Here is a 22,722-nt window from a genome sequence, read left to right as displayed (position 1 = left end):
GGCCCGGGGCGGGTGGGGACTCGACCGGGTTTCTCCTTAGGCGCATCGCGTTGATGCGTAGCGCCTGGTCTCTGGTTCACGCGTGCCGGATCGACGCCTTCAGCGGACGCTGGCGACCGCGTCGGCGCGGCCGTCGTTGATCGTCACCCAGACGCCGGAATTGGTATCCGACTGTCGCTTGAGGTAGGTGTAGTCGGTGTCCGTCCAGGACAGGACCTTGGTTTCCAGATTGTCGAGGATGAATTCGCCGAGGCTGGTGCGCACGGTCAGCACCGCGTGGCCGTCACCGTTCGGCTGGCGCGCGACCGTCATCAACAGGTTGCCGGCCGGAACGCCGGCGTCCATCAGCTCGCGGCGCTTTTCCAGCGCGTAGTCCTCGCAATCGCCATAGCCATTGTCGGGATAGGCCCAATATTCCTCGACGCCGTTGTTTTCCATGTCGGTGCGCGGCTTGACGCGGGTATTGACCGAATTGTTGATGCTGAGGATCGTCGCCCACAGCTTGCGGGTCAGTTCGACCGGCGCCCCCTTGGGTGTCCGCTCGCTGCATTCGCCCGGTATGCGCTGGCAGAATTCATAGTGTCCGACAGGCTGTGTGGTGCGGCCGCCGGTGTGCATATAGGCCGGTCCCGCGGCATATGCTGATCCCCAAGCGGAAAGCTGCATCGCCATTGCCATCAGCAACAGCTTGCCTCTCGTTTTCTTCATTGTTTTTGTCTCCCCGTTCGAGGGAGACATTGCCACAGGTGGATTTATTCGACGCAAAAGCGCGCAGTAGATATTGAGTAAAACGTCCCTCGAATAGGTATCAAATTTGAAACTTTTGAGTGGTCAATCGTTGTCGTGAAATACAAAAAACCGGCCGCGAGGCCGGTTTTGATCTGGACGCTGTTGGGCCTTGTCAGGCGCGCGGCGTGTTGAATTCCGAATCGAGCGTCTCAGGCCGCTGGATGACGGCGAATTCGATGGCGACGCCATCCTCGAAATGACGCACGATCTGTCCGCGCATGGTGCCGAGCATGACCTGGACGCCGATCGCCGGCTTGACATCGATCTCGATCGCGGCGCCGGAGAGCGACAGGTCGATGATGCGGCACTGGTACTGACGCCCGTCGGTGAGCTGCAGGATGCTGGTCGGGTTGCGGGGGGCGACGCGCTCGTGGCGGCGGTCTTCCGGCAGATCGAGCTCGTGCTTGTTGGCGAGCCACGTCAATTGCGCGGCGAGCTTGTCCTTCTTGCGGTCCGACGCAATCACCGTCATTGCGAAACCGTCCTGCAAGGTGCGGGTGACGACGCCTTCTATGCGGCCGATATGGTCGATATAGGCGATGACCTTTTCACCGGGCATGCCGATGCGGTCAGTGCGAAACGCGACGTTACCCGGCGACATATCGACGACCTGGCAAGGATGTTCGGTGCGGTCTTCCAGCATGAAGCGCCCGTATATCTTGACCCGGACGCGCTGAAAGTTACGTCTCTCAGCTTGGGACGGCGCGTAGTCGACCGCCGCTAACCTCATGACTGCCTACACCCCATTTGGCATCCCCGCGCGCCGATGTCAGGGACTTCATCCCAGAACTACAGCAAAGCGGGTTAACAAAGGGGAAAAACGGGCAGGCGGGGCTGTAGGATCGTCAACTATTCCTCGCGCCCGCCATCGAAGACGACGAGGTGGCGGATGCGGCGCGCTCGGCCGAGCGCGGAGATGGTTTCGGGCGCCTCCAGTTCGGCGGGAACAAGCGAGGGAACGTCGATCGCCGGCCGGCTCGCCAGCAACTCTTTTTCGGGATCGATGACACGGATCGAATCGATCAACGCGTCCGTGAGCGGGTCGGCGCCCAGCCAGAACGGCTTCTCCACAGCGCTGATCACGCCAAGGCAACGCGGGTTTTCGACGCCGCCATCCAGCGGCAAGGCAAGCAGTTCGAACTTGTTGGAACGGCCGTTGCGGCTGAAGCCCTCGAACATGATCAGCACGACGGATTTCTGGTCGAACACGCCATGGATCAGCTTCGAGACCAGCCGCTGGTCCTTCTCGCGCCACAGCGAGGGAAAGGAGAACCCCTTGAGTTCGCGGCCATAGGAGGCGCAGAGCCTTGTGCCGGCCAGCCGGAACACCGCTTGCCCGCGCGTGTCCCTTTCCAGGATGAAGGTGTCGGCCAGCAGCGACTTGATATCGGCCGGCTCCACTTCCGAGCGCTTCGGGGCAGGGCGTCCATCACGCAAGCGGTTCCAATACTGGAACAGCGTGATCGATCCGTTCTGGTTCATGCTAAGCAGCTCCGCGCATTCTGTCGTCTGATGTCCCATCGGTGAACAGAAGGGCGCCCTCCGATGACCTACATGCGTTGCGGAGCAGGAAGCGTGCCAGCGTCGTTAACACTTGTTCACGGGTCGGGGCCGTTAAGGTTAACAAGTGGTTTACGTTGCGCCCGGTCGAGCCGCGTGGCACACAAAAACCACTCCAGAAGCGGTCGTTTCGCGACGATCGGCAGCACTTCAGTCAAGAGTTCGGGGGAACAGGGGACTCGACAGCCGTTCAAGGGAAACCTTGGACGGCTTTCTTTTGATTCGGCACTTTTGATTCGCGCTCGGCGATTCGCCCTTTGTGGTCCGGCGGGCAGTGGTCTAGATGCTCGCAACAACGAATCCTGGACCGAGTGCTAGTGCACATGAGTGAACCTGTAAGCCCACCGGAAATAGAACAGGCGGATCGCGAGCCCGAGCCGCGTCGCGAGCCGATCTTCAACCTGCCGCCGATCGTGCTGGCGGTGATCGCCATTTGCGTGGCCATCTACCTGTTGCAGCAATACGTGCTGAGTGATGCTCAGCAAATGACACTGCTTTACGACGGAGCCTTCATCCCTGTCCTCTACACTGGCCAATACGGCTTCGACTGGTTCCTGTTCACGCGGCCCTTCACCTATGCCTTCATGCATGGTGGATTTGCCCATATCGCCATCAACATGGTCTGGCTCGCTGCCTTTGGCTCGCCGCTGGCCAATCGGCTCGGAGCCTTCTGGTTCGCGTTGTTCTTCGCCGCGACGGGACTGGCTTCAGTGGCGCTTTTCTGGGCCATGCATCCATATGGCGAAGCGCCGCTGGTCGGCGCTTCCGGTGCGATATCGGGCATGATGGGAGCGGCGGCACGCTTTGGCTTCCGTACGGATCGTTCGGCGGGCAAAGCCGCTTTCGCCGGCCCCGTGCTGCCGATCGCAATGGTGCTGCGCTCGCGTGGCGTGATGATCTTCCTTGCCGTTTGGATGGTGATCAACCTTGTGACCGGCCTTGTCGGCTTCGCCCCCGGGGTCGACAGCCAGATCGCCTGGGAGGCTCACATTGGCGGCTTTGTCGCCGGCTTCTTCAGCTTGCGCTGGTTCGACAGGCGCTGGCAGCCGCTCGACTGGGAGACGACCGACCACCGCACTTGAAATGCAACCGATCGCGGCGCACGATGTTCACTCTTACGTGAAAGCCGGTCACGGCAGGAACCGGTTGGCAGAGTAGAGGAGGACGCCATGACGGTTAAGGCCATTCTCGAGCAAAAAGGCCACGACGTGTTGACGCTCGGGCCGAACGAAAAACTGAGCGAAGCCATCCGTATCCTTGCCGAACACAGGATCGGGGCGTTGGTCATCACCAATGGAGACCGCAAGATCGTCGGCATCCTGTCCGAGCGCGACATCGTGCGCGTCGTCGCCAGGGAAGGCGCTGCCGCGCTCGACATAGCCGTTCGTTCCGCGATGACGCCGAAAGTGAAGATCTGCAACGAGAACCACACCGTCAACGAGGTGATGGAGATCATGACCCGGGGCCGCTTCCGCCATCTTCCGGTGGAAAAGGACGGCATGCTCGACGGCATCGTGTCGATCGGTGACGTGGTCAAGCGTCGTATCGAGGATGTCGAGCGCGAGGCTGAGGAAATCCGCGCCTATATCGCTACCGCCTGAGCGGCAAGCAACCGCCGGCCGCGCAAACGGTCGGCGGGGCGATAGTTACCTGTTGTCGAGTTCGGAGCGGACGAGTTGGAGCCCGCGCCGCGTGATGCGGTAGGGGCCGCCGCCCGACGACGAAACCGCCTTCTTGCGCTTCAGCTCCCGAAACAGGTCGAGATCGACGTCGGGGTAGTGCCAGCCGTCGCGGGTCAGGCATTTGACGGAGGCGATCCGTTTCTTCTCACTTTTTTCGATCTCAATGCGTCCGCCCTGCGCGAGCAGGTGCAGAACGCGTTGTTCAATACGCGAAATATCCATGGGAGAGTTTCCGGGAAAACAACAAAAGCCGCCGCCGCGAAGCTTCGCGGCGCGGGGTTTCAGGTTTTCTGCCCTGCCTCGCTACAAGGTCAGGGCCTTACCGGGACTGAGCGTAAGTGGACATCCACTCTCCATTGGGATGGATGGCCTATAGGCGAAAGCGGCGGAAAAGGCCAGCGGGCGGCTTTACGCTTGTCTCGCGATGCGGTTTGCACTAGCGAATGACTTTAATTTTTAACGTGAAACTCACGTCCGAACGTGAGTTCGATCCCCGTAATTCGCAGGCTACCATGAGCATCATCGACACCCGCACGCCCGACGCGAAACGCCTTATCCCCGGCGCCACCGGCGACTGGGAAATCATCATCGGGCTCGAGGTCCATGCGCAGGTGACATCGGAAGCAAAACTCTTTTCCGGCGCTTCGACGTCGTTCGGCGCTGCCCCCAACGCCAATGTCAGCCTGGTCGATGCGGCAATGCCCGGCATGCTCCCCGTCATCAATGAGGAATGCGTCAAGCAGGCGATCCGTACCGGCCTCGGCTTGAAGGCGCAGATCAACCACAAGTCCGTCTTCGACCGGAAGAACTATTTCTACCCGGACCTGCCGCAGGGCTACCAGATCTCGCAGTTCAAGCAGCCGATCGTCGGCGAGGGCACGGTGATCGTCTCCGTCGGGCCGGACCGCCAGGGCGAGTTCGAGGACATCGAGGTCGGCATCGAGCGCCTGCATCTGGAGCAGGACGCCGGCAAGTCGATGCACGACCAGCATCCGACCATGTCCTATGTCGATCTCAACCGCTCCGGCGTGGCGCTGATGGAAATCGTGTCGAAACCGGACATGCGTTCGGCCGACGAAGCCAAGGCCTATGTCACCAAGCTGCGCACCATCGTGCGCTATCTCGGCACCTGCGACGGCAACATGGACGAAGGCTCCATGCGCGCGGACGTCAACGTTTCGGTGCGCCGGCCGGGCGGCGAATTCGGCACGCGCTGCGAGATCAAGAACGTCAATTCGATCCGCTTCATAGGCCAGGCGATCGATTTCGAGGCGCGCCGGCAGATCGCCATCATCGAGGATGGCGGCACGATCGACCAGGAAACGCGGCTGTTCGACGCCGTCAAGGGCGAAACCCGTTCGATGCGCACCAAGGAAGAGGCGCACGACTACCGCTATTTTCCCGATCCCGATCTGTTGCCGCTGGAGTTCGACCAGGCCTATGTCGAAGCGCTGGCCAAGGAACTGCCGGAACTGCCCGACGACAAGAAGGCGCGATTGATCTCCTCGCTCGGCCTCTCGACTTACGATGCCGCGATCCTGGTGTCGGAAAAGCCGATCGCCGACTATTTCGAGAAGGTGGCCGCCGGCCGCGACGGCAAGCTCGCCGCCAACTGGGTTATCAACGACCTGCTTGGGCAATTGAACAAAGCTGGAAAGGATATTGAAAATGCTCCGGTTTCGCCGGATCAGATCGGTGCCATCATCGATCTGATCAAGGACGGCACCATCTCCGGCAAGATCGCCAAGGACCTGTTCGAGATCGTCTGGAACGAGGGCGGCGACCCGCGCCAACTGGTCGAGAGCCGCGGCATGAAACAGGTTACCGACACCGGCGCTATCGAAAAAGCGGTGGACGAGGTGATCGCGGCCAACCCGGACAAGGTCGAGCAGGCGCGCGCCAAGCCGACCATGGCCGGCTGGTTCGTCGGCCAGGTGATGAAGGCGACCGGCGGCAAGGCCAACCCACAGGCCGTCAATGACCTGGTCAAGGCCAAGCTGGGCATCGAGTAGGCTATGTTCGTGCGCACCGCCGGGGATCGCGACCTCGCCGCCATCCGGGCGCTGCTGGTCGAGACCTGGCATGCGACTTACGACGCCATCTATGGCGCCGAACGCGTGACAGAGATCACCGATGCGTGGCATTCGATCGCCTCGCTCAAGGCGCGGCTGGCGAAGCCAAACAGCGAGTTCCTCGTCGCCGACGATGGCCAGCGCATTGGCGGCATGGCATTTGCCGAAGCGCTCGATGGCGGCGGCGTGGTCATGCTGAAGCAGCTTTACGTGCAGCCCGGCCTGCAGGGCCGGGGCATCGGCGGCATGCTTCTCGACGAGATCATCGAAAGCTTCCCTGAGGCCCGCGCCATCCGGCTGGAAGTGGAAGAGAAGAACACGCGCGCAATTGCCTTCTACCAGGCGAACGGCTTCGTCCAGACCGGCCGCACCGACAATTGCGGTTCGGCCCAATCCGCTATCCCGGCGCTCGTCTATGAAAGGCCGCTTGCCGCATAGCGGCGGACCTTTCGGGTGCGCAATCCGGCGGTCGAATTCAGCGATCGAGCCGCAGCCTAACTGGTGGAGACGTCCACATTGTCGATCAGCCTGGTCTTGCCCAGCCAGGCGGCGGCGAGCAGGCGGCCCTCGTGCCCGCGGCGCCACGGCGTCAGCGTCCGGCTCTCGCGAGCTTCGACATAATCGATCTTGTGGAAGCCGGCCGCGAGTAGGGCGCGGCTGGCTTCGCCTGTCGCGCCGTTCTGGTCGGCGCCGGCCGCCAGCGCCGCGGCTGCCTTGCGCAGGATCACGTTGAGCCGGCGGGCGATCTGGAGTTCGGCCTCACCGAGATAGGCGTTACGCGATGACATGGCGAGGCCATGCGCGTCGCGGATCGTCGGCGCGCCGATGATTTCGACGGGCAGGTCGAGGTCGCGGCAGAGCTGCCTGACGACGCACAATTGCTGATAATCCTTTTCGCCAAAGACCGCGACGTCGGGCGACGCCTGCAGGAGCAGCTTCGCCACGACGGTGGCGACGCCTTCGAAAAAAGTCGGTCGAAAATCCGATTCGAGCCCGGCGGAGGGACCGCCGACCGAGATTTTGGTGGCAAAGCCGGCAGGATACATCTCACCAACCCCAGGCGTGTAGGCAAGATCGGCTCCGGCCAAAGCCAGCTGGTCGAGATCGCGGGCGAGCTGACGTGGATATTTGTCGAGATCCTCGCTCGGCGCGAACTGCGTCGGGTTGACAAAGATCGAGACGATGCAGCGCTCGGCTCTTTCAAGCGCGATCCTGACCAGCGATAGGTGCCCTTCGTGCAAGGCGCCCATTGTCGGCACCATGGCGACGCGAAGGCCGTCGCGCCGCCAGTCGCGGATCCGCGCGCGAAGGCCGGCGACCGTGTCGACGACGAGGGGCCGGCTCATCGGTTGTCCTTGCCCAAGGTGGCCGAAAACACATTTTCGGAACCGGGGAATGTCCGGTCTCGTACCTCGCTGGCGTAACGTGCGGCCGCCTGCGAGACCACGCTGCGCAAATCGGCGTACTCCTTGACGAATTTCGGCACGCGGTCGACGGTGAGCCCGACCATGTCGTCTATGACCAGGATCTGGCCGTCGCAAACGCCACTCGCGCCGATGCCGATAGTCGGAATGGCGATGCGGCGGGTGATTTCGGCCGCGACCGCTTCGACCGTGCCCTCGATGACCATCGAAAAGGCGCCGGCTTCTTCGACGGCGCGCGCATCGGCAAACAGCGCTGCCGCATTCTCGTCGGTCCGGCCCTTGATCCTGTAGCCGCCATCCTTCTCGACGGATTGCGGCAGCAGGCCGATATGGCCCATGACCGCGATGCCGGCATCGACGACCGCGGCGATCTGCCGGGCCATACCGACGCCGCCCTCGAGTTTCACAGCCTGGCAGCCGGTTTCGCCAACGATACGCCGCGCCGAGGCAACCGCTTGGGCAGCCGAATCCTCATAGCTGCCGGCTGGCATGTCGACGACGACGCAAGCCCTGGCCGAGCCGCGCATCACCGCTTGCCCATGCGCGATCATCATCTCCAGCGAGGCGCCCAGCGTCGTTTTGTGGCCATGCAGGACCATTGCGACGCTGTCGCCGACGAGGAGCAGATCGACATGCTCGTCGAGCAGGCGGGCGATGGGGTAGGTATAAGCGGTGAGACAGACGATCGGCACGTCACGCTTTCGGCGGCGAATGGCGTCGGCACCGATGCGAATGTCGGCGGTCGGCGATTTCCTGGCCAATCGTCACCTCCCTCGGCCAACGGTCGGCCGGATACCCGCACGGGCGCGCGCGCAGAGCTTTAGAAAGGCTGAGGGTGGTTGGCAAGCACCATACGGCGCCGGCAATGCATCACCGGCTTGTGTCGCCTTACCGGCGCGCCATTTGCGCCCTCTTGGCGGCAAGCCCCTTGCCTTCACGAAGGGCTGACGCCATAAGCAGGAAACGGACGCCATCGGCGCGAGGGTTTGAAGATGAAGACTTTCCTTACGCAGTTTTTCACCTGGTGGAACGGCCAGACGCTTGGCACGCGCCTGCACACTTGGCGGCACGGCAGGAAGGTCGGGCAGGACGAGGTGGGCAACGTCTACTACGAAGGCGGTGTCGATTCCGAAGGACGCACGCGCCGCTGGGTCATCTATCGCGATTATTCCGAGGCTTCTTCTATCCCGCCCGGCTGGCACGGCTGGATTCATCACCGCGTCGACGTCGCGCCGCCGAGCGACGATTACAAGCCGCGCGACTGGCAGAAGCCACATCAACCGAACCTGACCGGCTCGCCCTCAGCCTATCGTCCGAAGGGCTCGGTGCTGACCAACCAGCACCGCCCGCAGGTCACCGGCGACTACGACGCCTGGACGCCCGGATCATAAGCGGGCGTCGGTCCTTTATCGCCACAATTGGTGTCTAGCAGCTTGCTCATCAGAAAACGGCGACTAGCCTTTGTGATAGAGAGAATCACCCGGGCGCTAACCACCGGTATCCCTGCATGAGCATTTTCAGCCTGACATCGATGGGCGCACTGATAGTAGCCGCCGGGCTCACCTTTGGCACCGCGGCACTTGCCGCTTCGCCAACGCCGGCCGCACCCGCGCCGGCGCCGGGATCGGACCGAATCACCAACCCGGTCGCCGAATTCGCCGGCATCGACAAGATCACCGGCCGCATCATCACCTTCGACGTCTATATCGACGAGACGGTGCAGTTCGGTGCTTTGCAGGTGACGCCGCGCGTCTGCTACTCCCGGCCGCAGAACGAGGAGCCGAAGACCGATTCTTTTGTCGAAGTCGACGAGATCACGCTCGACCGCAAGATCCGCCGCATCTTCACTGGCTGGATGTTTGCCGAAAGCCCTGGTCTCAATGCCGTCGAGCATGCCGTCTATGACGTCTGGCTGAAGGCCTGCAAGCAGAAGTCGGATGTGCCAGCGCCCGATTCGGCCAAGACCGATGCGGCCAAGCCCGATACGGCCCAGCCGAATGCCACGGCCGCTCCGGCTGCGGCCGAACCGGAAGCCACGGAACCGCCTACGACCAGCACCAACTGATCCTTCGGAACCGCCCTGAGGGCAACGCGTTGGGCCCTGACGGCCACACGATGCGCGCCGGGAGGATTTTCCGATGTCTGCCAGAAAGCGGATCACCGCCAGCATCAAGGAACTGCTTGAGCTCGAAAAGGGCTTCTGGACAGGCGATTCGGCATTTTTCGCGGCCAATGCCGACACCGAGTGCCTCGTGGCATTTCCGCGGATGGCCCAGACCATGAGCAATGCCGATCTCGCCGAAACCGCCGCCGATCCCAAGCGATGGCGTGATCTCGAGATCGATCTCAAGGGCGTGGTCGAACCAGGCAGCGACATCGTCATCCTGGCCTATGAGGCGCATGCCGTGAAGGGCAATGGCGAAGCCTACGCGGCGCTGGTCAGCACCGGCTATGTCCATCGCGTCAACGGCTGGAAGATGATGTTCCATTCGCAGGCTCCGCTGGAAACGAAGGTCCGCTGACGGGCTGGATCATCAGGGGAAAAACACCGCTTCACCCTTCAGCGCGTCGGCCAGCATCTTCTCGTATTTGCCGCGCGGCACGTCGATTGCGCCGAAGCGCTTGAGGTGTTCGGTGGTGAACTGCGTGTCGAGCAGCGCGAAACCGCGCGCCTGCAGGCGTTCGACGAGATGCACAAGGCAGATCTTCGAAGCATCCGTTTCCCGGGAAAACATGCTTTCGCCGAAGAACACCCTCCCCAGGGAGACACCGTAGAGGCCGCCGACCAGCCGCTCCTCGCGCCAGGCCTCGACAGAATGGCAATGGCCGATGCGATGCAACTGCACATAGGCCTCCCGGATCGGCGCGTTGATCCAGGTGGAACGGCGCTCCTCGCGCCTTTCGGCGCAGCCATCGATCGTCGCCTCGAAATCGAAGTCGAAACGGATGTCGAAGAGGTTTCGCCGAAGCGCCTTCTTCAGACTTTTCGGCGTGTGGAAGCGGTCGAGCGGAATGATGCCGCGCGTCTCCGGCCGCACCCAGAACACTTCCGGGTCGGCGGCGCTTTCGGCCATCGGGAAGACGCCCGAGGCGTAGGCCTTGAGCAGAAGGTCGGTCGGGATACGATAGCCTGGCGCGTAGGGGCGAGTCATCGCTTCATTATAGCGGCAAGTCCGGGGCTATTCGCCTTTGGCCAGATATTTTTCCAGCCAGTGGATGTCATAGTCGCCATTGGCGATGTCGGCGTTGCCGACGAGGTCGCGAAACAGCGGCAACGTCGTCTTGATTCCGTCGACGACGAATTCGTCCAGTGCCCGGCGCAGCCGCATCATGCATTCGACGCGGTTGCGCCCGTGCACGATCAGCTTGCCGATCAGGCTGTCGTAGTAAGGCGGGATCTTGTACCCTGAATACACGCCGGAATCGACACGGATGCCAAGGCCGCCTGGCGTGTGGAAATGGGTGATCGTGCCGGGCGAGGGCGTGAAGGTGCGCGGATCCTCTGCATTGATGCGGCACTCGATGGCATGGCCCTGGAAGCGGATGTCTTCCTGCTTGACCGAAAGACCGCCGCCCGAGGCGACACGGATCTGCTCATGCACCAGATCGATGCCAGTGATAGCCTCCGTCACCGGATGCTCTACCTGCAGGCGCGTGTTCATCTCGATGAAATAGAACTCGCCATTCTCGTAGAGGAACTCGATCGTGCCGGCGCCGGAATAGCCGAGGTCGGCGATGGCGTTGGCGCAGATATCGCCGATGCGCGAGCGTTCCTCGGCGTTTAGCGCGGGTGAGTTGGCCTCTTCCCAGACTTTCTGGTGGCGACGCTGCAAGGAGCAGTCGCGCTCGCCGAAATGCACGCCCCGGCCAAAGCCGTCGCCGAACACCTGAACCTCGATATGGCGCGGCTTTTGCAGGTACTTTTCAATATAGACGGCGTCATCGCCGAAGGCCGCGCCTGCTTCCGAGCGGGCCGTCTGCAAGGCGACTTCGAGGTCGGCCTCGGTATGCGCCACTTTCATGCCGCGTCCGCCGCCGCCGGCCGACGCCTTGATGATCACGGGATAGCCGATCTCTGCGGCGATGCGCTTGGCCTCCTTTTCCTCGGTCACCGCACCATCGGAGCCGGGAACCACCGGGATGCCGAGGCGCTTGGCGGTGCGCTTGGCTTCGATCTTGTCGCCCATGATGCGGATATGGTCGCCGGTCGGACCGATAAAGGTAATGTTATGCGCGGCCAATATGTCGGAAAACTTGGCGTTCTCCGACAGGAAACCGTAGCCGGGATGCACGGCGTCGGCGCCGGTGATCTCGCAGGCGGCGACGATCTGGTGGATATTGAGGTAGCTGTCGCGCGATGGCGGTGGCCCGATGCATACGCTCTCGTCGGCGAGCCGAACATGCATGGCGTCGGCGTCGGCGGTCGAGTGCACCACCACCGTCTGGATGCCAAGCTCCTTGCAGGCACGCAGCACCCGAAGCGCGATTTCGCCGCGATTGGCGATGAGAATCTTCTGGAACATTAGGGCCGCTCTACTCGATCACGACGAGCGGCATGCCGTATTCGACCGGCTGTGCGTCCTCGAACAGGATCGCCGTCACCGTGCCGGCGCGTGGCGAGGGGATCTGGTTCATCGTCTTCATCGCTTCGATGATCAGCAGCGTCTGCCCTTCCTTGACGTTCTGGCCGATCTCGATGAACGGCTTGGCATCCGGCGAGGGCGCTAGATAGGCAGTGCCGACCATGGGGGAGGCCACGGCGTTTTTCGACACGTCGGCCGCGGCCGGAACGGCTGCGGTGGCAGATTGGGCCGCCGGCGCCGGCGCAAAGGCCGGCTGCGGCGCGGCTATCGCGTGAACCGCCGGCGCCTGCCGCGATACGCGCACCTTCAGGTCACCCAGCTCGACTTCGATCTCGGTGAGATTGGTGTCGTTCAGTATGCCCGCCAGGTCGCGGATCAGCTGCTGGTCAACACCGGTCTTCTTTATCGACATTTTCGAGCCTTCTGTTTGTTGGCCGGTCATAGGCGTGCGGCCAGCGCCTGCAGCGCCAGCGTGTAGCCGAGCGGCCCAAAGCCACAGATCATGCCGACAGCGACCGGCGCGACCATGGAGACGTGGCGGAATGATTCCCGCGCATGGATATTGGAAAGATGGACCTCGGCGACCGGCAGCGGCGCCACGGAACGAATGGCGTCGTGAATCGCGATCGAGGTGTGGCTATAGGCGCCGGGATTGATGACGATGCCGGCGGCCTTGTCGCCGGCTTCCTGGATCCAGTCGACGAGGTCGCCCTCGTGGTTCGACTGGCGGAAATCGATTTCGAGCCCGAGCGCCGCGCCGGCCTCTCTGCAGTCGTCCGCGATGGTGGCAAGCGTCTTGCCGCCATAGATGCCAGGCTCGCGCTTGCCGAGCGCGTTGAGATTGGGACCGTTCAGGACGAAAACCGTTTTCAAAAAATGCCGACCTTTTCCGGCACCGGCGTCAAACCGGCGCTGGGCCCTCTATAATGGGCATAGACGCCCGCGGAAAGAGCGCAAGTGCGTTCTTTCACTGTCCACAACAGGCAGAAATGCGCCCGTGAAGAAAACCCGCGGCCGATCAAAGCGCGGCTTTCGCCGCCTCGATCTTCTCCGCCAGGACTTCCTGTCCGAGCGCCCCGAACACGACCTCGTTGCCGACGACATAGGACGGCGTTCCGGTGATCGCCAGCTTGTTGGCGAGATCGTAGGTCTTGGAGAAGGCTTCGGTGATGGACGGGTCCTTCATCTTTTCACGCAGCGTCGCTTCATCGGCGCCGAGCGAAAGCGCGACCTTGATCGCCGCCGCCTCGGTGGCGCGTCCCTGGCCGCCGAGCAGCGCATTGTGGAACTCACCGTACTTCTGCGGCATCATCAGGTGGAAGGCCATCGAGACGACGCTGGCCTTCTGCGAATCCGGGCCGAGGATCGGGAACTCCTTGAGCACGAAACGCAGGTCCGGATCGGCCTTGGTCAGCGCCTGCATGTCTTCGATGGCGCGTTTGCAGAAGCCGCAATTGTAGTCGTAGAACTCGACGATCGTGACCTTGCCGTTCGGGTTCCCGACCACGCCGTCGAAGGAGGAGTTGAAGATCTGCTCCTTGGCGCCCTTGATGACGCCGAGATGGGCAATGCGCTGCTCTTCCTTCTGCTTGGCCTCGAGCGCATCCTGGACTTCCAGCAGCACTTCCGGATTCTTCAGGAGATAATCGCGGATGATGCCTTCGACCTCGGTGCGGTCGATCTTGGTATCGTCCGCTGCCGTCTGAAGCGGTTGCGCCGCACCGGCTTCCGCGATTTGCGGGCTGCCGGCCACGAAACCGAACGCCAGCATGGCAAGGGCTATCGCAACTCCCGTGGTGCCCAGCAGCAGTGCCTTTTTCATCGTTCCGTTCCTTTGCCTGTTTTCCGGTCTGGCTGCGTCGCAGCGCACGGCCGGAAGGTTCACTATACCTTGCCCGACGGCTTGTAGTTTATGATGTCCTGGGCGCGTATCCATCGCGGCTCGCCGCGTTTGAGTTGCTGCTGCGCTCGCATGGCGAAGATCTTCGCATCCTTGTAGTTACCGGAATAGAAATGACCCTCGGCCGTGGCGAGCTCGGCGCCCGGTATGTCTCCCAATTCGCCATAGGCCTGCGCCAGATAGCGGTATCCCACGGAATTTTCCTTGTCGCGTCGCAAGCCGTTGTTGATCTGCACCACGGCCTTTTTCAGAGCGTCTGGGGTGCCCGTCGCCATCAACGCCTGGCCGAGCGAAACCGGCAGCAATCCAGATCGCGCCTTGTCGAGGCTGACTGCCTTGGCGTAGGCATCGGCAGCTTCCTTGGGCTTGTTCGCCTTCATCAATATATCGCCGCGCAATTCCTGGAAATAGGCGTTGCCGGGCTGGGCTTTGATCAAGGCGTTGGTCTTGGCGAGTGCGGTGGCGATGTTGCCGAAAAGATAGGCCGATTGGGCCTCGCCATACTGCGCGGCAAGGCTGCCCTGCATCTTTCGCATCAGCCGCGACGCGGCGGCCTGGCCTTCCATGTAGACAGCGATCTTCACCCGCATCATGTCGTGGCGCAATTGCAGTGCCGGCGCATCGACCTTGTCGAGATAGGGGCTCTGCTTGACCAGCACTTCGAGGTTGGAGATTCGATCGCGCGGCATTGGATGGCTGATCCGGTAGGGATCGACCTGCGCGCCCGACAGCGACAAGGCCGTCTGGAAACGCTGAAACGTCTTCAGCATGCCCATGCCGGACTGGCCGGTGGCGTTGAGATAGGTGATCGCCGAGCGGTCGGCCGTCATTTCCTCGGTGCGCTGATAGGCGAGAATGCTGCGCTGCGCCATCTCGCCGCCGCCAGCCGCCACGCCCACGCCGGCGCCGGCAAGTCCGCGGCTGTTGGTGGTCGCCCCGGCGACCATGGCGCCGGCGCCCAGCAAGGTTGCGATGATGGCCATCGTCTTGGCGCGCTCGAGCTGGTCACGCAGTTTCTGCTGGTGGCCGCCAGCGATATGGCCGGCCTCGTGGGCGATGACGCCGATGATCTCGTTGGGCGTTTCGGCTTCCATCAAGGCGCCCGTGTTGATGAACAGCCTGCGTCCGGTGACGAAGGCATTGAAGCTCTGGTCGTTGACCAGGACGATGTCGATGCCGTCATTCGCCAGACCGGCGGCCTTGAAGATCGGGCGGGCGTAGTCGCGCACCAGCGCCTCGATCTCGGCATCGCGCACCACCGGCACGTTCTGGGCCAAGGCGCTGATGGAACCAGACACCGCGACGGCGACGCCAAGCGAAAGCGTCGCAACGACGCGCGCTACCCAGGCAACCATCGATTTGGGTCGGCTCAACATGACGTGTCCACTGGTAGACGAGCGGGCGAAAGATGAAAAGTCGGCACCGGAAAAACTTCCTCAACTTGTGATCCTCACACCAATTGGGCATTTGTGCGGCGCATGCGCCAGGACGTGGTGCGCTCAATCGTCGGATCGAGGTCAAAATGGTCGTTTCGCTCTCACGCCGTGGCAATGTCGAACCCTTCCACGCCATGGATGTGCTGGCCGAGGCGAACCGGCTGAGAGCGACGGGCGCGCCGGTCATTTCCATGGCCGTCGGCCAGCCGTCCGATCCGGCTCCGGCCCGCGTTCGTGCCGCGGCGGCCAGGGCTTTGCAGGACGGGCGTATTGGCTATACCGATGCGCTGGGCCTGGCTGGATTGCGCAAGGCGATCGCGGAACACTATGGGGATCACTACGGGCTTGATGTCGCGCCCGACCGGATCGCGGTCACCACGGGATCCTCGGCCGCCTTCAATCTCGCCTTCCTGGCAATGTTCGATCCTGGTGACCGGGTCGCCATCGCAGCGCCGGGCTACCCCGCCTATCGCAACATCATGGCGGCGCTCGGCATCGAAGTGATCGAGATAGAGCTCGGCGACGCGGCCTATCTTCATGCCGCTCACCTGGAGACCGCGCATCGCGAAAAACCGCTGAAGGGCGTGCTGTTCGCAAGTCCCGCCAACCCGACCGGCGCGGTCATTCCGGCCGATGATCTCGCGGACCTGGTCCGGACGGCGGAGGCGCTCGGCATTGCCGTCATCTCCGACGAGATCTACCACCGGCTGGCCTATGCGGCGCCCGACACCACGGCACTCGCCTTTGGCACCGGTGTCACGGCGATCAACTCCTTCTCGAAATACTATTGCATGACCGGCTGGCGCATCGGCTGGATGGTGCTGCCGGAAGCGCTGGTGCGGCCCATCGAGCGCATTGCGCAGAGCCTCTACATCTCGCCGCCGGAACTGTCGCAGGTCGCCGCAATCGAGGCCTTTGCCGCTACCGAGGAGCTGGAAGCGGTCAAGGGTCGCTATGCCTGGAACCGCGAGCTCCTGATGACGCGTCTGCCGGAGCTCGGCTTTCCGCTGGCCGCACCGATGGATGGCGCCTTCTATGCCTTTTGCGACGTCACCCGGCACAGCAATGACAGCATGGCTTTCGCCCGCAAGATGCTGGCCGAGGCGCATGTCGCGGCCACGCCCGGCCGTGATTTCGACACCCAGGCCGGGCACCGCACTATGCGTTTCTCCTATGCCGGCAGCCATGACGACATGGTCGAGGCATTGGCGCGCATCGAACGCTGGCTGAGGTAGATCCATGCCGGAACTCGAGCAGGCCCTGGCCGAAGTCGCGGTCGAAATGGCCGAACGCACCGATCGCGGCGAGGTCGCCACCTATATCCCGCAACTCGGCAAGGTTGATCCCAAGAAATTCGGCATCGCAGCCGTCACCAATGACGGCCGTGTGCTGATGGCGGGCGACGCCGACCAGCCCTTTTCGATCCAGAGCATCTCGAAAGTGTTCACCTTGACGCTGGCGCTGGGCAATGTCGGCGACGCGCTGTGGAAGCGGGTAGGGCGCGAGCCTTCGGGCAATCCGTTCAACTCGATCGTGCAGCTCGAGCATGAGAACGGCATTCCGCGCAATCCCTTCATCAATGCCGGCGCCATTGTCATCTCCGACATCCTGCTTGCCGGCCACCAGCCGCGCGAGGCGATCGGCGAGATCCTGCGCTTCATCCAGTTCCTCGCCGACGACGAGACCATCATCATCGACCGCGAGGTGGCAGCGTCGGAGCGCGCCACCGGCTATCGCAACTTCGCGCTCGCCAACTACATGAAATCCTTCGGGAATCTTCATCATGCGCCGGAGCTGGCGCTCGGCGTCTATTTCCACCATTGCGCCATCGCCATGAGCTGCCGGCAGCTGGCGATGGCCGGCCGGTTCCTCGCCAATGGCGGCAAAAATCCGGCGACCGGACATTCCGTGGTGTCGGTCGAGCGGGCACGCCGCATCGGCGCCATGATGCTGACCTGCGGCCACTATGACGGCTCCGGTGATTTTGCCTTCCGCGTCGGCATTCCGGGCAAGAGCGGCGTCGGCGGCGGCATATTGGGCATCGTGCCCGGCGTCGCCTCGCTCGCCGTCTGGTCGCCCGGCCTCAACGCCAACGGCAATTCCAAGCTGGGCTCGATCGCCCTGGAGAAGCTCGCCAGGATGATGAACTGGTCGATCTTCGCGCCGTAACGTTCCGGCAAACCGGATATGAAAATCCCGCGCCGTCTTTCGACCGGCGCGGGATTTTTTTTATTCAGGAAGTCAGTTCAAAGGGCTGAAATCTCAGAAGAAACCTTTCCGCTGCCACCAGCCGGCGCGCTTCGGCTTCTCTTCGGTCTTGGTTTCCGGCTCTTCGGCGACGGTCGAGGAAACCACCGGCACGATCGGCGCATCGATGGCCGCCGGCTTGCGTCGTGACGGACGGGCCTTCGGTGTTTCCTCGGCGGTCGCTGCCGCCGCCTCGTCCGATGCCGTGGCTGGCGTCTCGGCGGGTGCCGGAACGGCCAGTTCAGCGATCGGCTCCTCGGCGACAGCCTCGGCGGCTGCCTTCTTCGGCTTGGCTGCGCGCCGCGGCTTCTTGGGCTTCTCGGCGGTCGTCGCCTCGTCGCTCACTGGAGCCACCGGCTCTTCCGCAGCCACGACGGTTACCGGCTCGATCGCAGGCTCGCTTTCGGAAGCATCGACCCCGGAAGGTTCGGTCGCTTCATCGGCGCTTGCCTCGGCCTCGCCTTCGCCGTCCTCGCGCCGGTTGCGTTTGCCGCCGCGCTTGCCGCGGCGACGCTTCTTGCCCTGGCCCTCGTCGGATGCTTCCGCCGTTTCGGCAGTTCCGGCCGCGGGGACCGGAGCCTCGTCGCCGGCTTCCGCCTCGTCACGGCTCACCGGGCTTTCCGATGTGGACAACTCGTCGGCCTGCGCCGACACGGAAGCACCGTCGGTGTGGCCATGTTCTCGATCGCGATCCTTGCCGCCGCGGCGTCTGCGACGCTTGCGGCGCTTGCGGTCGCGGCCTTCGCCCTCTTCGCCGGGCCTCTGCTGGTGCTGACCTTGCTGCGGCTGACGCGGCTGTTCGGCCTGGGCCGGTGCTTCGTCTTCCTCCTCGACGATGGTCTCATCCTCGGGCTCTTCCGGTTCGACATAGGCCGGCAGGGTGCGTGCCTCGACGAAGCCTTCAGGCTTTTCGGCCAGCGCGCCGCGGAAGATCGCATAATGCTGCGAACCGACCGTGTCGTCGGCCTCGAGCGTGATGGTCAGGCCGAAGCGGCTTTCCAGTTCCACCAGCGTGCCGCGCTTGTGGTTGAGCACATAGAGCGCGGTCGCCGCGGGCGTGCGAACCGTGATGTGGCTGCGCGAATCCTTGAGCAGGAACTCCTCGATCGCCCTGACCACCATCAGCGCGACAGACGAATCGGAGCGCACATGGCCGGTGCCGCCGCAATGCGGGCAAGGCTTCATGGTCGATTCCAGCACGCTGGCGCGGATGCGCTGGCGCGACATCTCCATCAGGCCGAAATGCGAGATGCGGCCGACCTGGATGCGCGCGCGGTCGTTCTTGAGATGATCCTTCAACCGCTTCTCGACGGCACGGTTGTTGCGGTTCTCCTCCATGTCGATGAAGTCGATGACGATCAGGCCGGCAAGGTCGCGCAGCCTGAGCTGGCGGGCGACTTCCTCCGCCGCTTCCAGATTGGTGTGGAGCGCGGTGTCCTCGATCGAGTGCTCCTTGGTCGAGCGGCCCGAATTGACGTCGATGGCGACCAGCGCCTCGGTCTGGTTGATGATGATGTAGCCGCCGCTCTTCAGCGTCACTTGCGGCTGCAGCATGCGGTCAAGCTGCGCCTCGATGCCATTGCGCACGAAGATCGGCGTCGTATCGCGGAACGGCTGAACCACCTTCGCGTGGCTCGGCATCAGCATGCGCATGAAGTCCTTGGCCTCGCGGTAGCCCTCTTCGCCGGAGACGAGGATCTCGTCGATGTCCTTGTTATAGAGGTCGCGCACCGAACGCTTGATCAGGCTGCCTTCCTCGTAGACGAGGGCAGGGGCCGTGGACTGGAGCGTGAGATTGCGCACGTTCTCCCAAAGCCGCATCAGATATTCGTAATCGCGCTTGATCTCGGCCTTGGTGCGGCTCTCGCCTGCGGTGCGCAGGATGACGCCCATGCCTTGCGGCACTTCGAGATCGGCGACCACTTCCTTGAGGCGCTTGCGGTCCACAGCACTGGTGATCTTGCGCGAAATTCCGCCGCCGCGCGCCGTGTTCGGCATCAGCACGGAATAGCGGCCGGCAAGCGACAGATAGGTGGTGAGCGCTGCGCCCTTGTTGCCGCGCTCTTCCTTGACAACCTGCACCAGCAGGATCTGGCGGCGCTTGATCACTTCCTGGATCTTGTACTGGCGGCGCATCGGCTTGCGGCGGTTGCGCGCTTCCTCCAGGGCATCCTCGGCGCCGACCGATTCGACCTCGTGATCGTCCGGATGCGAAGACTGAACCTCTTCCAGCATGCCGCGATCATCGTCGCTGGATTCACTGCCCTGTTCCGTCAGCGGGACGGGTTCGGAAATCACGTCGGCGTCGACGGAGGCGGCGATCGACGTCGGGCCGCCCTCGCGGGTCTCGCCTTCGTCCTGTCCGGACGATTCGTCGCTCTGCTCGGGGGAGGCTTCGCCATGATTGGATGCATCCGCGGCCTGTTCCGGGATATCGGCCGCATGTTCGATGGTTTCCGAACCGTGGGAAGTGTTCTCCGAGACGGCGTCATTGCCATTGTCGGCGTCGCCTGCCTCGCCGGCCGTTTCGGTTGCCTCGTCGGCATCGGCCCCGCTCGCATCGCGCTTGTGTTCTGCGCGGTCGCGGCCCTTGCCGCCGCGCCGGCGCCCGCGCCGGCCGCGATCGCGGCTCTGGCGGTCGTCGCCTTCGCCGTCCTCATCGTCCTCGTCCTCGGCTTCCTGCGCTTCGGCGCGCAGCAGCGCCTGACGGTCGGCGACGGGGATCTGGTAGTAGTCGGGGTGTATTTCACTGAAGGCGAGGAAACCGTGACGGTTGCCGCCATATTCGACAAAGGCTGCCTGAAGGGAGGGTTCGACGCGCGTTACGCGGGCGAGATAGATGTTTCCTTTGAGCTGCTTCTTGTCCTGTGATTCAAAGTCGAATTCTTCGATACGATTACCGCGTACGACGACAACGCGTGTTTCCTCCGGGTGGGAGGCGTCTATCAGCATTTTGTTGGGCATTATTTCGTTTCCCCCCGGCAGCCGTCAGCCGCAGCTTGCGGCGCAAGGGCCGCTGCTGTGTGTCTGGATGAATGTGGGTGCCGGATGTCTGAATGTCCGCCGGACGGTGCCTGCGCGCCATGGCGGTGCCGCCCGCAGCCATATTGGCGCGGTTTGATGCGGACCTTTCCATGATTGCGCTTGAAGCCATCGTCACCAGCAGAACCTTTTGAACCAAAGCCCGGAAACCGGACCAGCTTGTTTGCTCATACAGAGCCGGCGCGGGACAAACCCGGCCGTTTTCCTCACGCAGGCGATTCCCCCGCCACGGGCGCACACCTGCGAAATTCGTCGCGATCACCTGAACCCTTCTCGCATGGAGCGAAAGGAGCCGCCTTTCGTCTCACCTGTAGCGGGAAGCTGCGGAGGAGGGCGGTTCCAGGATTGCAGTGATCCACTATCGCTTTTATGATTTGGCGGGTTGGAAGGCAACCCCGTTTTCCGACGCCGGCAAAAGCGGTTCCGCCACGTAAGCACGGGTCCGGGCCTCGCGTGAAAAGGCTTGGTTAACCTTCTCTGGATACCAATCGTTAATCGAGTTCGCGGCCTAACCGGCACTTCGACTACATGACCGGGCGCCTTGGCGCCAAACCGGGAGCGACTGCAAAGAGATGGGACTGGCAGGCTTCACAGACAAGGGCAGTCGTGCCGGCGGCCGTTTGCTCGCGATCTTCTGCCTCCTGCTGTCGATGACCATCTCGTTGGTCGCCAACGCCGCCGATGCCCCGCTCACGGCAACCGGTTACAAGATGGCGGGCGATGCCACCAAGATGCGCATCGTCATGGATTTCGACCGTGAGCCCGACGTCAAATGGTTCCTTTTGCGCGGGCCCAATCGTCTGGTCATCGATCTGGCGAATACGAAGTTAGCCATCGATGCCAAGGATTTGAAGCCTCGCGGGCTGGTCAAGGGCGTGCGCCTGGGTGAGTTGGAGGCAGGCGTGTCGCGGCTGGTTCTCACCGGCAAGGGGCCGTTCGCGGTCGACAAGCTCGATGTTCTCAAGAACGAGGACGGCGCGGGCTACCGCATCGCCATCGACATGTCGGCGGCCTCCGAACGCGAGTTCGACACTGCCCTTGCCAATCAGGCGCTGACCACCGGTTCCACGGTTTCGACCGACAAGGGCGGGCGGGTCGGCACCGGGCCGGTCTCCAATCCGGGCCATCGCTTCACCGTCGTCATCGATCCGGGCCATGGCGGCGTCGATGGCGGTGCCGAGGGCCTGAACGGCACCGTCGAAAAGAACGTCACGCTGGCTTTCGCCACGGAACTGCGCGACAAGCTCGCCGCCGTCGGCAGATACGATGTCTTCATGACGCGCGACACCGACGAATATTTGCGGCTGGACGACCGCGTGCGCATCGCTCGCCAGCATGAGGCCGACCTGCTCATCTCCATTCATGCCGACACTATCAGCCTCAAGGGCATCCGTGGCGCGACCGTCTATACCGTTTCCGACAAGGCTTCGGATCCGGAAGCGCAGGCGCTTGCCGACCGTGAAAATCTCTCGGACCAGTTCGCCGGCATGGTGATCAAGGACGACAACAAGGAAGTCACCGATATCCTGATCGACCTGATCCGCCGCGAGACCCACACCTTTTCGATGAGTTTCGCCCACACGCTGGTCGGCCAGTTGTCGACCAGCGTCGGCCTCATCAACAATCCGCAGCGTTCCGCTGGGTTCAAGGTGCTGAAAGCGCCTGACGTCCCCTCCGTGCTGGTCGAACTAGGCTATCTCTCGAATGCCAAGGACGAGGCGCAACTGCTCGACGCCGACTGGCGCGGCAAGGCGGCGCAAAGCATCACCAACGCCGTCGCGCTGTTCGCTTCCGCGCGTGCCGGAACGGGAACCGGGGGCTGAAATGCCTGACGACGCCTGCAACCACAGGCAGCGTTGCGCGGCGACAACACCCGACGCTTTTATTTCCGACTCACGGCCGCGAAATCCGGCCTTGCCGTATTTTGCCCACATGGTAGCGACATGGGTTTTCCATTACGGGTTGGGACCGGCTCGAATGCTTGCGC

23 protein-coding genes are annotated in these 22,722 nt (G+C 63.0%); 10 read left to right on the top strand and 13 right to left on the bottom strand.

Annotated features, from left to right (window positions below; translation table 11 throughout):
• Window positions 1-99: 99 nt before the first annotated feature.
• The 3 genes from FJ986_RS15355 to FJ986_RS15345 form a co-directional block, all read right to left on the bottom strand.
• On the bottom strand, window positions 100-708 hold the full coding sequence (locus FJ986_RS15355) for a transglutaminase-like cysteine peptidase (protein ID WP_140517647.1): 609 nt from the start codon (window positions 706-708) through the stop codon (window positions 100-102).
• Window positions 709-901: 193 nt separating this feature from the next.
• Window positions 902-1,519 carry a PilZ domain-containing protein gene (locus FJ986_RS15350; protein WP_140674826.1) on the bottom strand — a complete coding sequence of 206 codons (618 nt, stop codon included), beginning with the start codon at window positions 1,517-1,519 and terminating at the stop codon, window positions 902-904.
• Between the two features lie 119 nt (window positions 1,520-1,638).
• On the bottom strand, window positions 1,639-2,271 hold the full coding sequence (locus tag FJ986_RS15345; protein ID WP_140493687.1) for a PAS domain-containing protein: 633 nt from the start codon (window positions 2,269-2,271) through the stop codon (window positions 1,639-1,641).
• Window positions 2,272-2,672: 401 nt separating this feature from the next.
• Between FJ986_RS15345 and FJ986_RS15340 the strand changes: the two genes are divergently transcribed.
• Together FJ986_RS15340 and FJ986_RS15335 are read left to right on the top strand one after the other, a co-directional pair.
• Window positions 2,673-3,431: a rhomboid family intramembrane serine protease gene (locus FJ986_RS15340; RefSeq protein ID WP_140561017.1), complete on the top strand. Its 759-nt coding sequence runs from the start codon at window positions 2,673-2,675 to the stop codon at window positions 3,429-3,431.
• Window positions 3,432-3,518: 87 nt separating this feature from the next.
• Window positions 3,519-3,950 carry a CBS domain-containing protein gene (locus FJ986_RS15335; protein WP_140493682.1) on the top strand — a complete coding sequence of 144 codons (432 nt, stop codon included), beginning with the start codon at window positions 3,519-3,521 and terminating at the stop codon, window positions 3,948-3,950.
• Between the two features lie 45 nt (window positions 3,951-3,995).
• Here the strand turns inward: FJ986_RS15335 and FJ986_RS15330 are convergent, their stop codons facing one another.
• A complete protein-coding gene (locus FJ986_RS15330) occupies window positions 3,996-4,253 on the bottom strand; it encodes a YjhX family toxin (protein ID WP_140517645.1) in 258 nt (85 codons plus the stop codon).
• Window positions 4,254-4,543: 290 nt separating this feature from the next.
• On the opposite strand from FJ986_RS15330, the gene gatB reads away from it, so the two are divergent.
• Together gatB and FJ986_RS15315 are read left to right on the top strand one after the other, a co-directional pair.
• The gene (gene gatB, locus FJ986_RS15320; RefSeq protein WP_140674823.1) at window positions 4,544-6,043 is read left to right on the top strand and encodes an Asp-tRNA(Asn)/Glu-tRNA(Gln) amidotransferase subunit GatB; all 1,500 of its coding nucleotides are present in this window, start codon (window positions 4,544-4,546) and stop codon (window positions 6,041-6,043) included.
• Window positions 6,044-6,046: 3 nt separating this feature from the next.
• Entirely contained in the window at window positions 6,047-6,541 is a 495-nt protein-coding gene (locus tag FJ986_RS15315) for a GNAT family N-acetyltransferase (RefSeq protein ID WP_140561020.1), read from the top strand.
• Window positions 6,542-6,597: 56 nt separating this feature from the next.
• Here the strand turns inward: FJ986_RS15315 and panC are convergent, their stop codons facing one another.
• Together panC and panB are read right to left on the bottom strand one after the other, a co-directional pair.
• A complete protein-coding gene (gene panC, locus FJ986_RS15310) occupies window positions 6,598-7,449 on the bottom strand; it encodes a pantoate--beta-alanine ligase (RefSeq protein ID WP_140517642.1) in 852 nt (283 codons plus the stop codon).
• Window positions 7,446-8,288 (bottom strand): 3-methyl-2-oxobutanoate hydroxymethyltransferase, encoded by an 843-nt coding sequence (panB, locus tag FJ986_RS15305; protein WP_140517641.1) that lies wholly within the window; start codon window positions 8,286-8,288, stop codon window positions 7,446-7,448. Before panB ends, panC begins: the two co-directional genes overlap by 4 nt.
• 231 nt (window positions 8,289-8,519) lie before the next feature.
• Between panB and FJ986_RS15300 the strand changes: the two genes are divergently transcribed.
• The 3 genes from FJ986_RS15300 (at window position 8,520) to FJ986_RS15290 (ending at window position 10,049) form a co-directional block, all read left to right on the top strand.
• Window positions 8,520-8,918, top strand: coding sequence for an NADH:ubiquinone oxidoreductase subunit NDUFA12 (locus FJ986_RS15300; RefSeq protein WP_140493670.1), 399 nt, complete (start codon window positions 8,520-8,522; stop codon window positions 8,916-8,918).
• Between the two features lie 116 nt (window positions 8,919-9,034).
• Window positions 9,035-9,592 carry a DUF2155 domain-containing protein gene (locus FJ986_RS15295; RefSeq protein ID WP_140558687.1) on the top strand — a complete coding sequence of 186 codons (558 nt, stop codon included), beginning with the start codon at window positions 9,035-9,037 and terminating at the stop codon, window positions 9,590-9,592.
• A gap of 73 nt (window positions 9,593-9,665) precedes the next feature.
• Window positions 9,666-10,049, top strand: coding sequence for a hypothetical protein (locus FJ986_RS15290; protein WP_140558688.1), 384 nt, complete (start codon window positions 9,666-9,668; stop codon window positions 10,047-10,049).
• 12 nt (window positions 10,050-10,061) lie between these two features.
• On the opposite strand, the gene aat is transcribed toward FJ986_RS15290, so the two are convergent.
• The 6 genes from aat to FJ986_RS15260 form a co-directional block, all read right to left on the bottom strand.
• Window positions 10,062-10,679 (bottom strand): leucyl/phenylalanyl-tRNA--protein transferase, encoded by a 618-nt coding sequence (gene aat, locus FJ986_RS15285; protein WP_140517639.1) that lies wholly within the window; start codon window positions 10,677-10,679, stop codon window positions 10,062-10,064.
• A gap of 27 nt (window positions 10,680-10,706) precedes the next feature.
• A complete protein-coding gene (accC, locus tag FJ986_RS15280) occupies window positions 10,707-12,050 on the bottom strand; it encodes an acetyl-CoA carboxylase biotin carboxylase subunit (protein ID WP_140493663.1) in 1,344 nt (447 codons plus the stop codon).
• 10 nt (window positions 12,051-12,060) lie between these two features.
• Complete coding sequence (gene accB / locus FJ986_RS15275; protein WP_140561025.1) at window positions 12,061-12,522, bottom strand: acetyl-CoA carboxylase biotin carboxyl carrier protein; 462 nt, start codon at window positions 12,520-12,522, stop codon at window positions 12,061-12,063.
• A 26-nt stretch (window positions 12,523-12,548) separates the two neighbouring features.
• Window positions 12,549-12,983, bottom strand: a complete 435-nt coding sequence (aroQ, locus tag FJ986_RS15270) for a type II 3-dehydroquinate dehydratase (protein WP_140493659.1) — start codon at window positions 12,981-12,983, stop codon at window positions 12,549-12,551.
• A gap of 145 nt (window positions 12,984-13,128) precedes the next feature.
• Window positions 13,129-13,932 carry a DsbA family protein gene (locus FJ986_RS15265; protein ID WP_140522128.1) on the bottom strand — a complete coding sequence of 268 codons (804 nt, stop codon included), beginning with the start codon at window positions 13,930-13,932 and terminating at the stop codon, window positions 13,129-13,131.
• 62 nt (window positions 13,933-13,994) lie between these two features.
• Window positions 13,995-15,386 (bottom strand): M48 family metalloprotease, encoded by a 1,392-nt coding sequence (locus FJ986_RS15260; RefSeq protein WP_140674820.1) that lies wholly within the window; start codon window positions 15,384-15,386, stop codon window positions 13,995-13,997.
• Window positions 15,387-15,532: 146 nt separating this feature from the next.
• Between FJ986_RS15260 and FJ986_RS15255 the strand changes: the two genes are divergently transcribed.
• Together FJ986_RS15255 and FJ986_RS15250 are read left to right on the top strand one after the other, a co-directional pair.
• Window positions 15,533-16,681: an aminotransferase class I/II-fold pyridoxal phosphate-dependent enzyme gene (locus FJ986_RS15255; RefSeq protein WP_140517636.1), complete on the top strand. Its 1,149-nt coding sequence runs from the start codon at window positions 15,533-15,535 to the stop codon at window positions 16,679-16,681.
• Window positions 16,682-16,685: 4 nt separating this feature from the next.
• Entirely contained in the window at window positions 16,686-17,615 is a 930-nt protein-coding gene (locus tag FJ986_RS15250) for a glutaminase (protein ID WP_140517635.1), read from the top strand.
• 93 nt (window positions 17,616-17,708) lie between these two features.
• Here the strand turns inward: FJ986_RS15250 and FJ986_RS15245 are convergent, their stop codons facing one another.
• Entirely contained in the window at window positions 17,709-20,657 is a 2,949-nt protein-coding gene (locus FJ986_RS15245) for a ribonuclease E/G (protein WP_140584172.1), read from the bottom strand.
• Window positions 20,658-21,307: 650 nt separating this feature from the next.
• Here FJ986_RS15245 and FJ986_RS15240 point away from each other — a divergent pair.
• Window positions 21,308-22,558: an N-acetylmuramoyl-L-alanine amidase gene (locus FJ986_RS15240; RefSeq protein ID WP_140493640.1), complete on the top strand. Its 1,251-nt coding sequence runs from the start codon at window positions 21,308-21,310 to the stop codon at window positions 22,556-22,558.
• Window positions 22,559-22,722: the final 164 nt, after the last annotated feature.

Origin of the sequence: Mesorhizobium sp. B1-1-1 (assembly GCF_006442955.1) — a bacterium.
In the GTDB taxonomy this organism is placed as follows: Bacteria; Pseudomonadota; Alphaproteobacteria; order Rhizobiales; family Rhizobiaceae; genus Mesorhizobium.
Note: the sequence above shows the minus strand (reverse complement) of the source record. Positions and strands in the feature narration are given on the sequence as shown.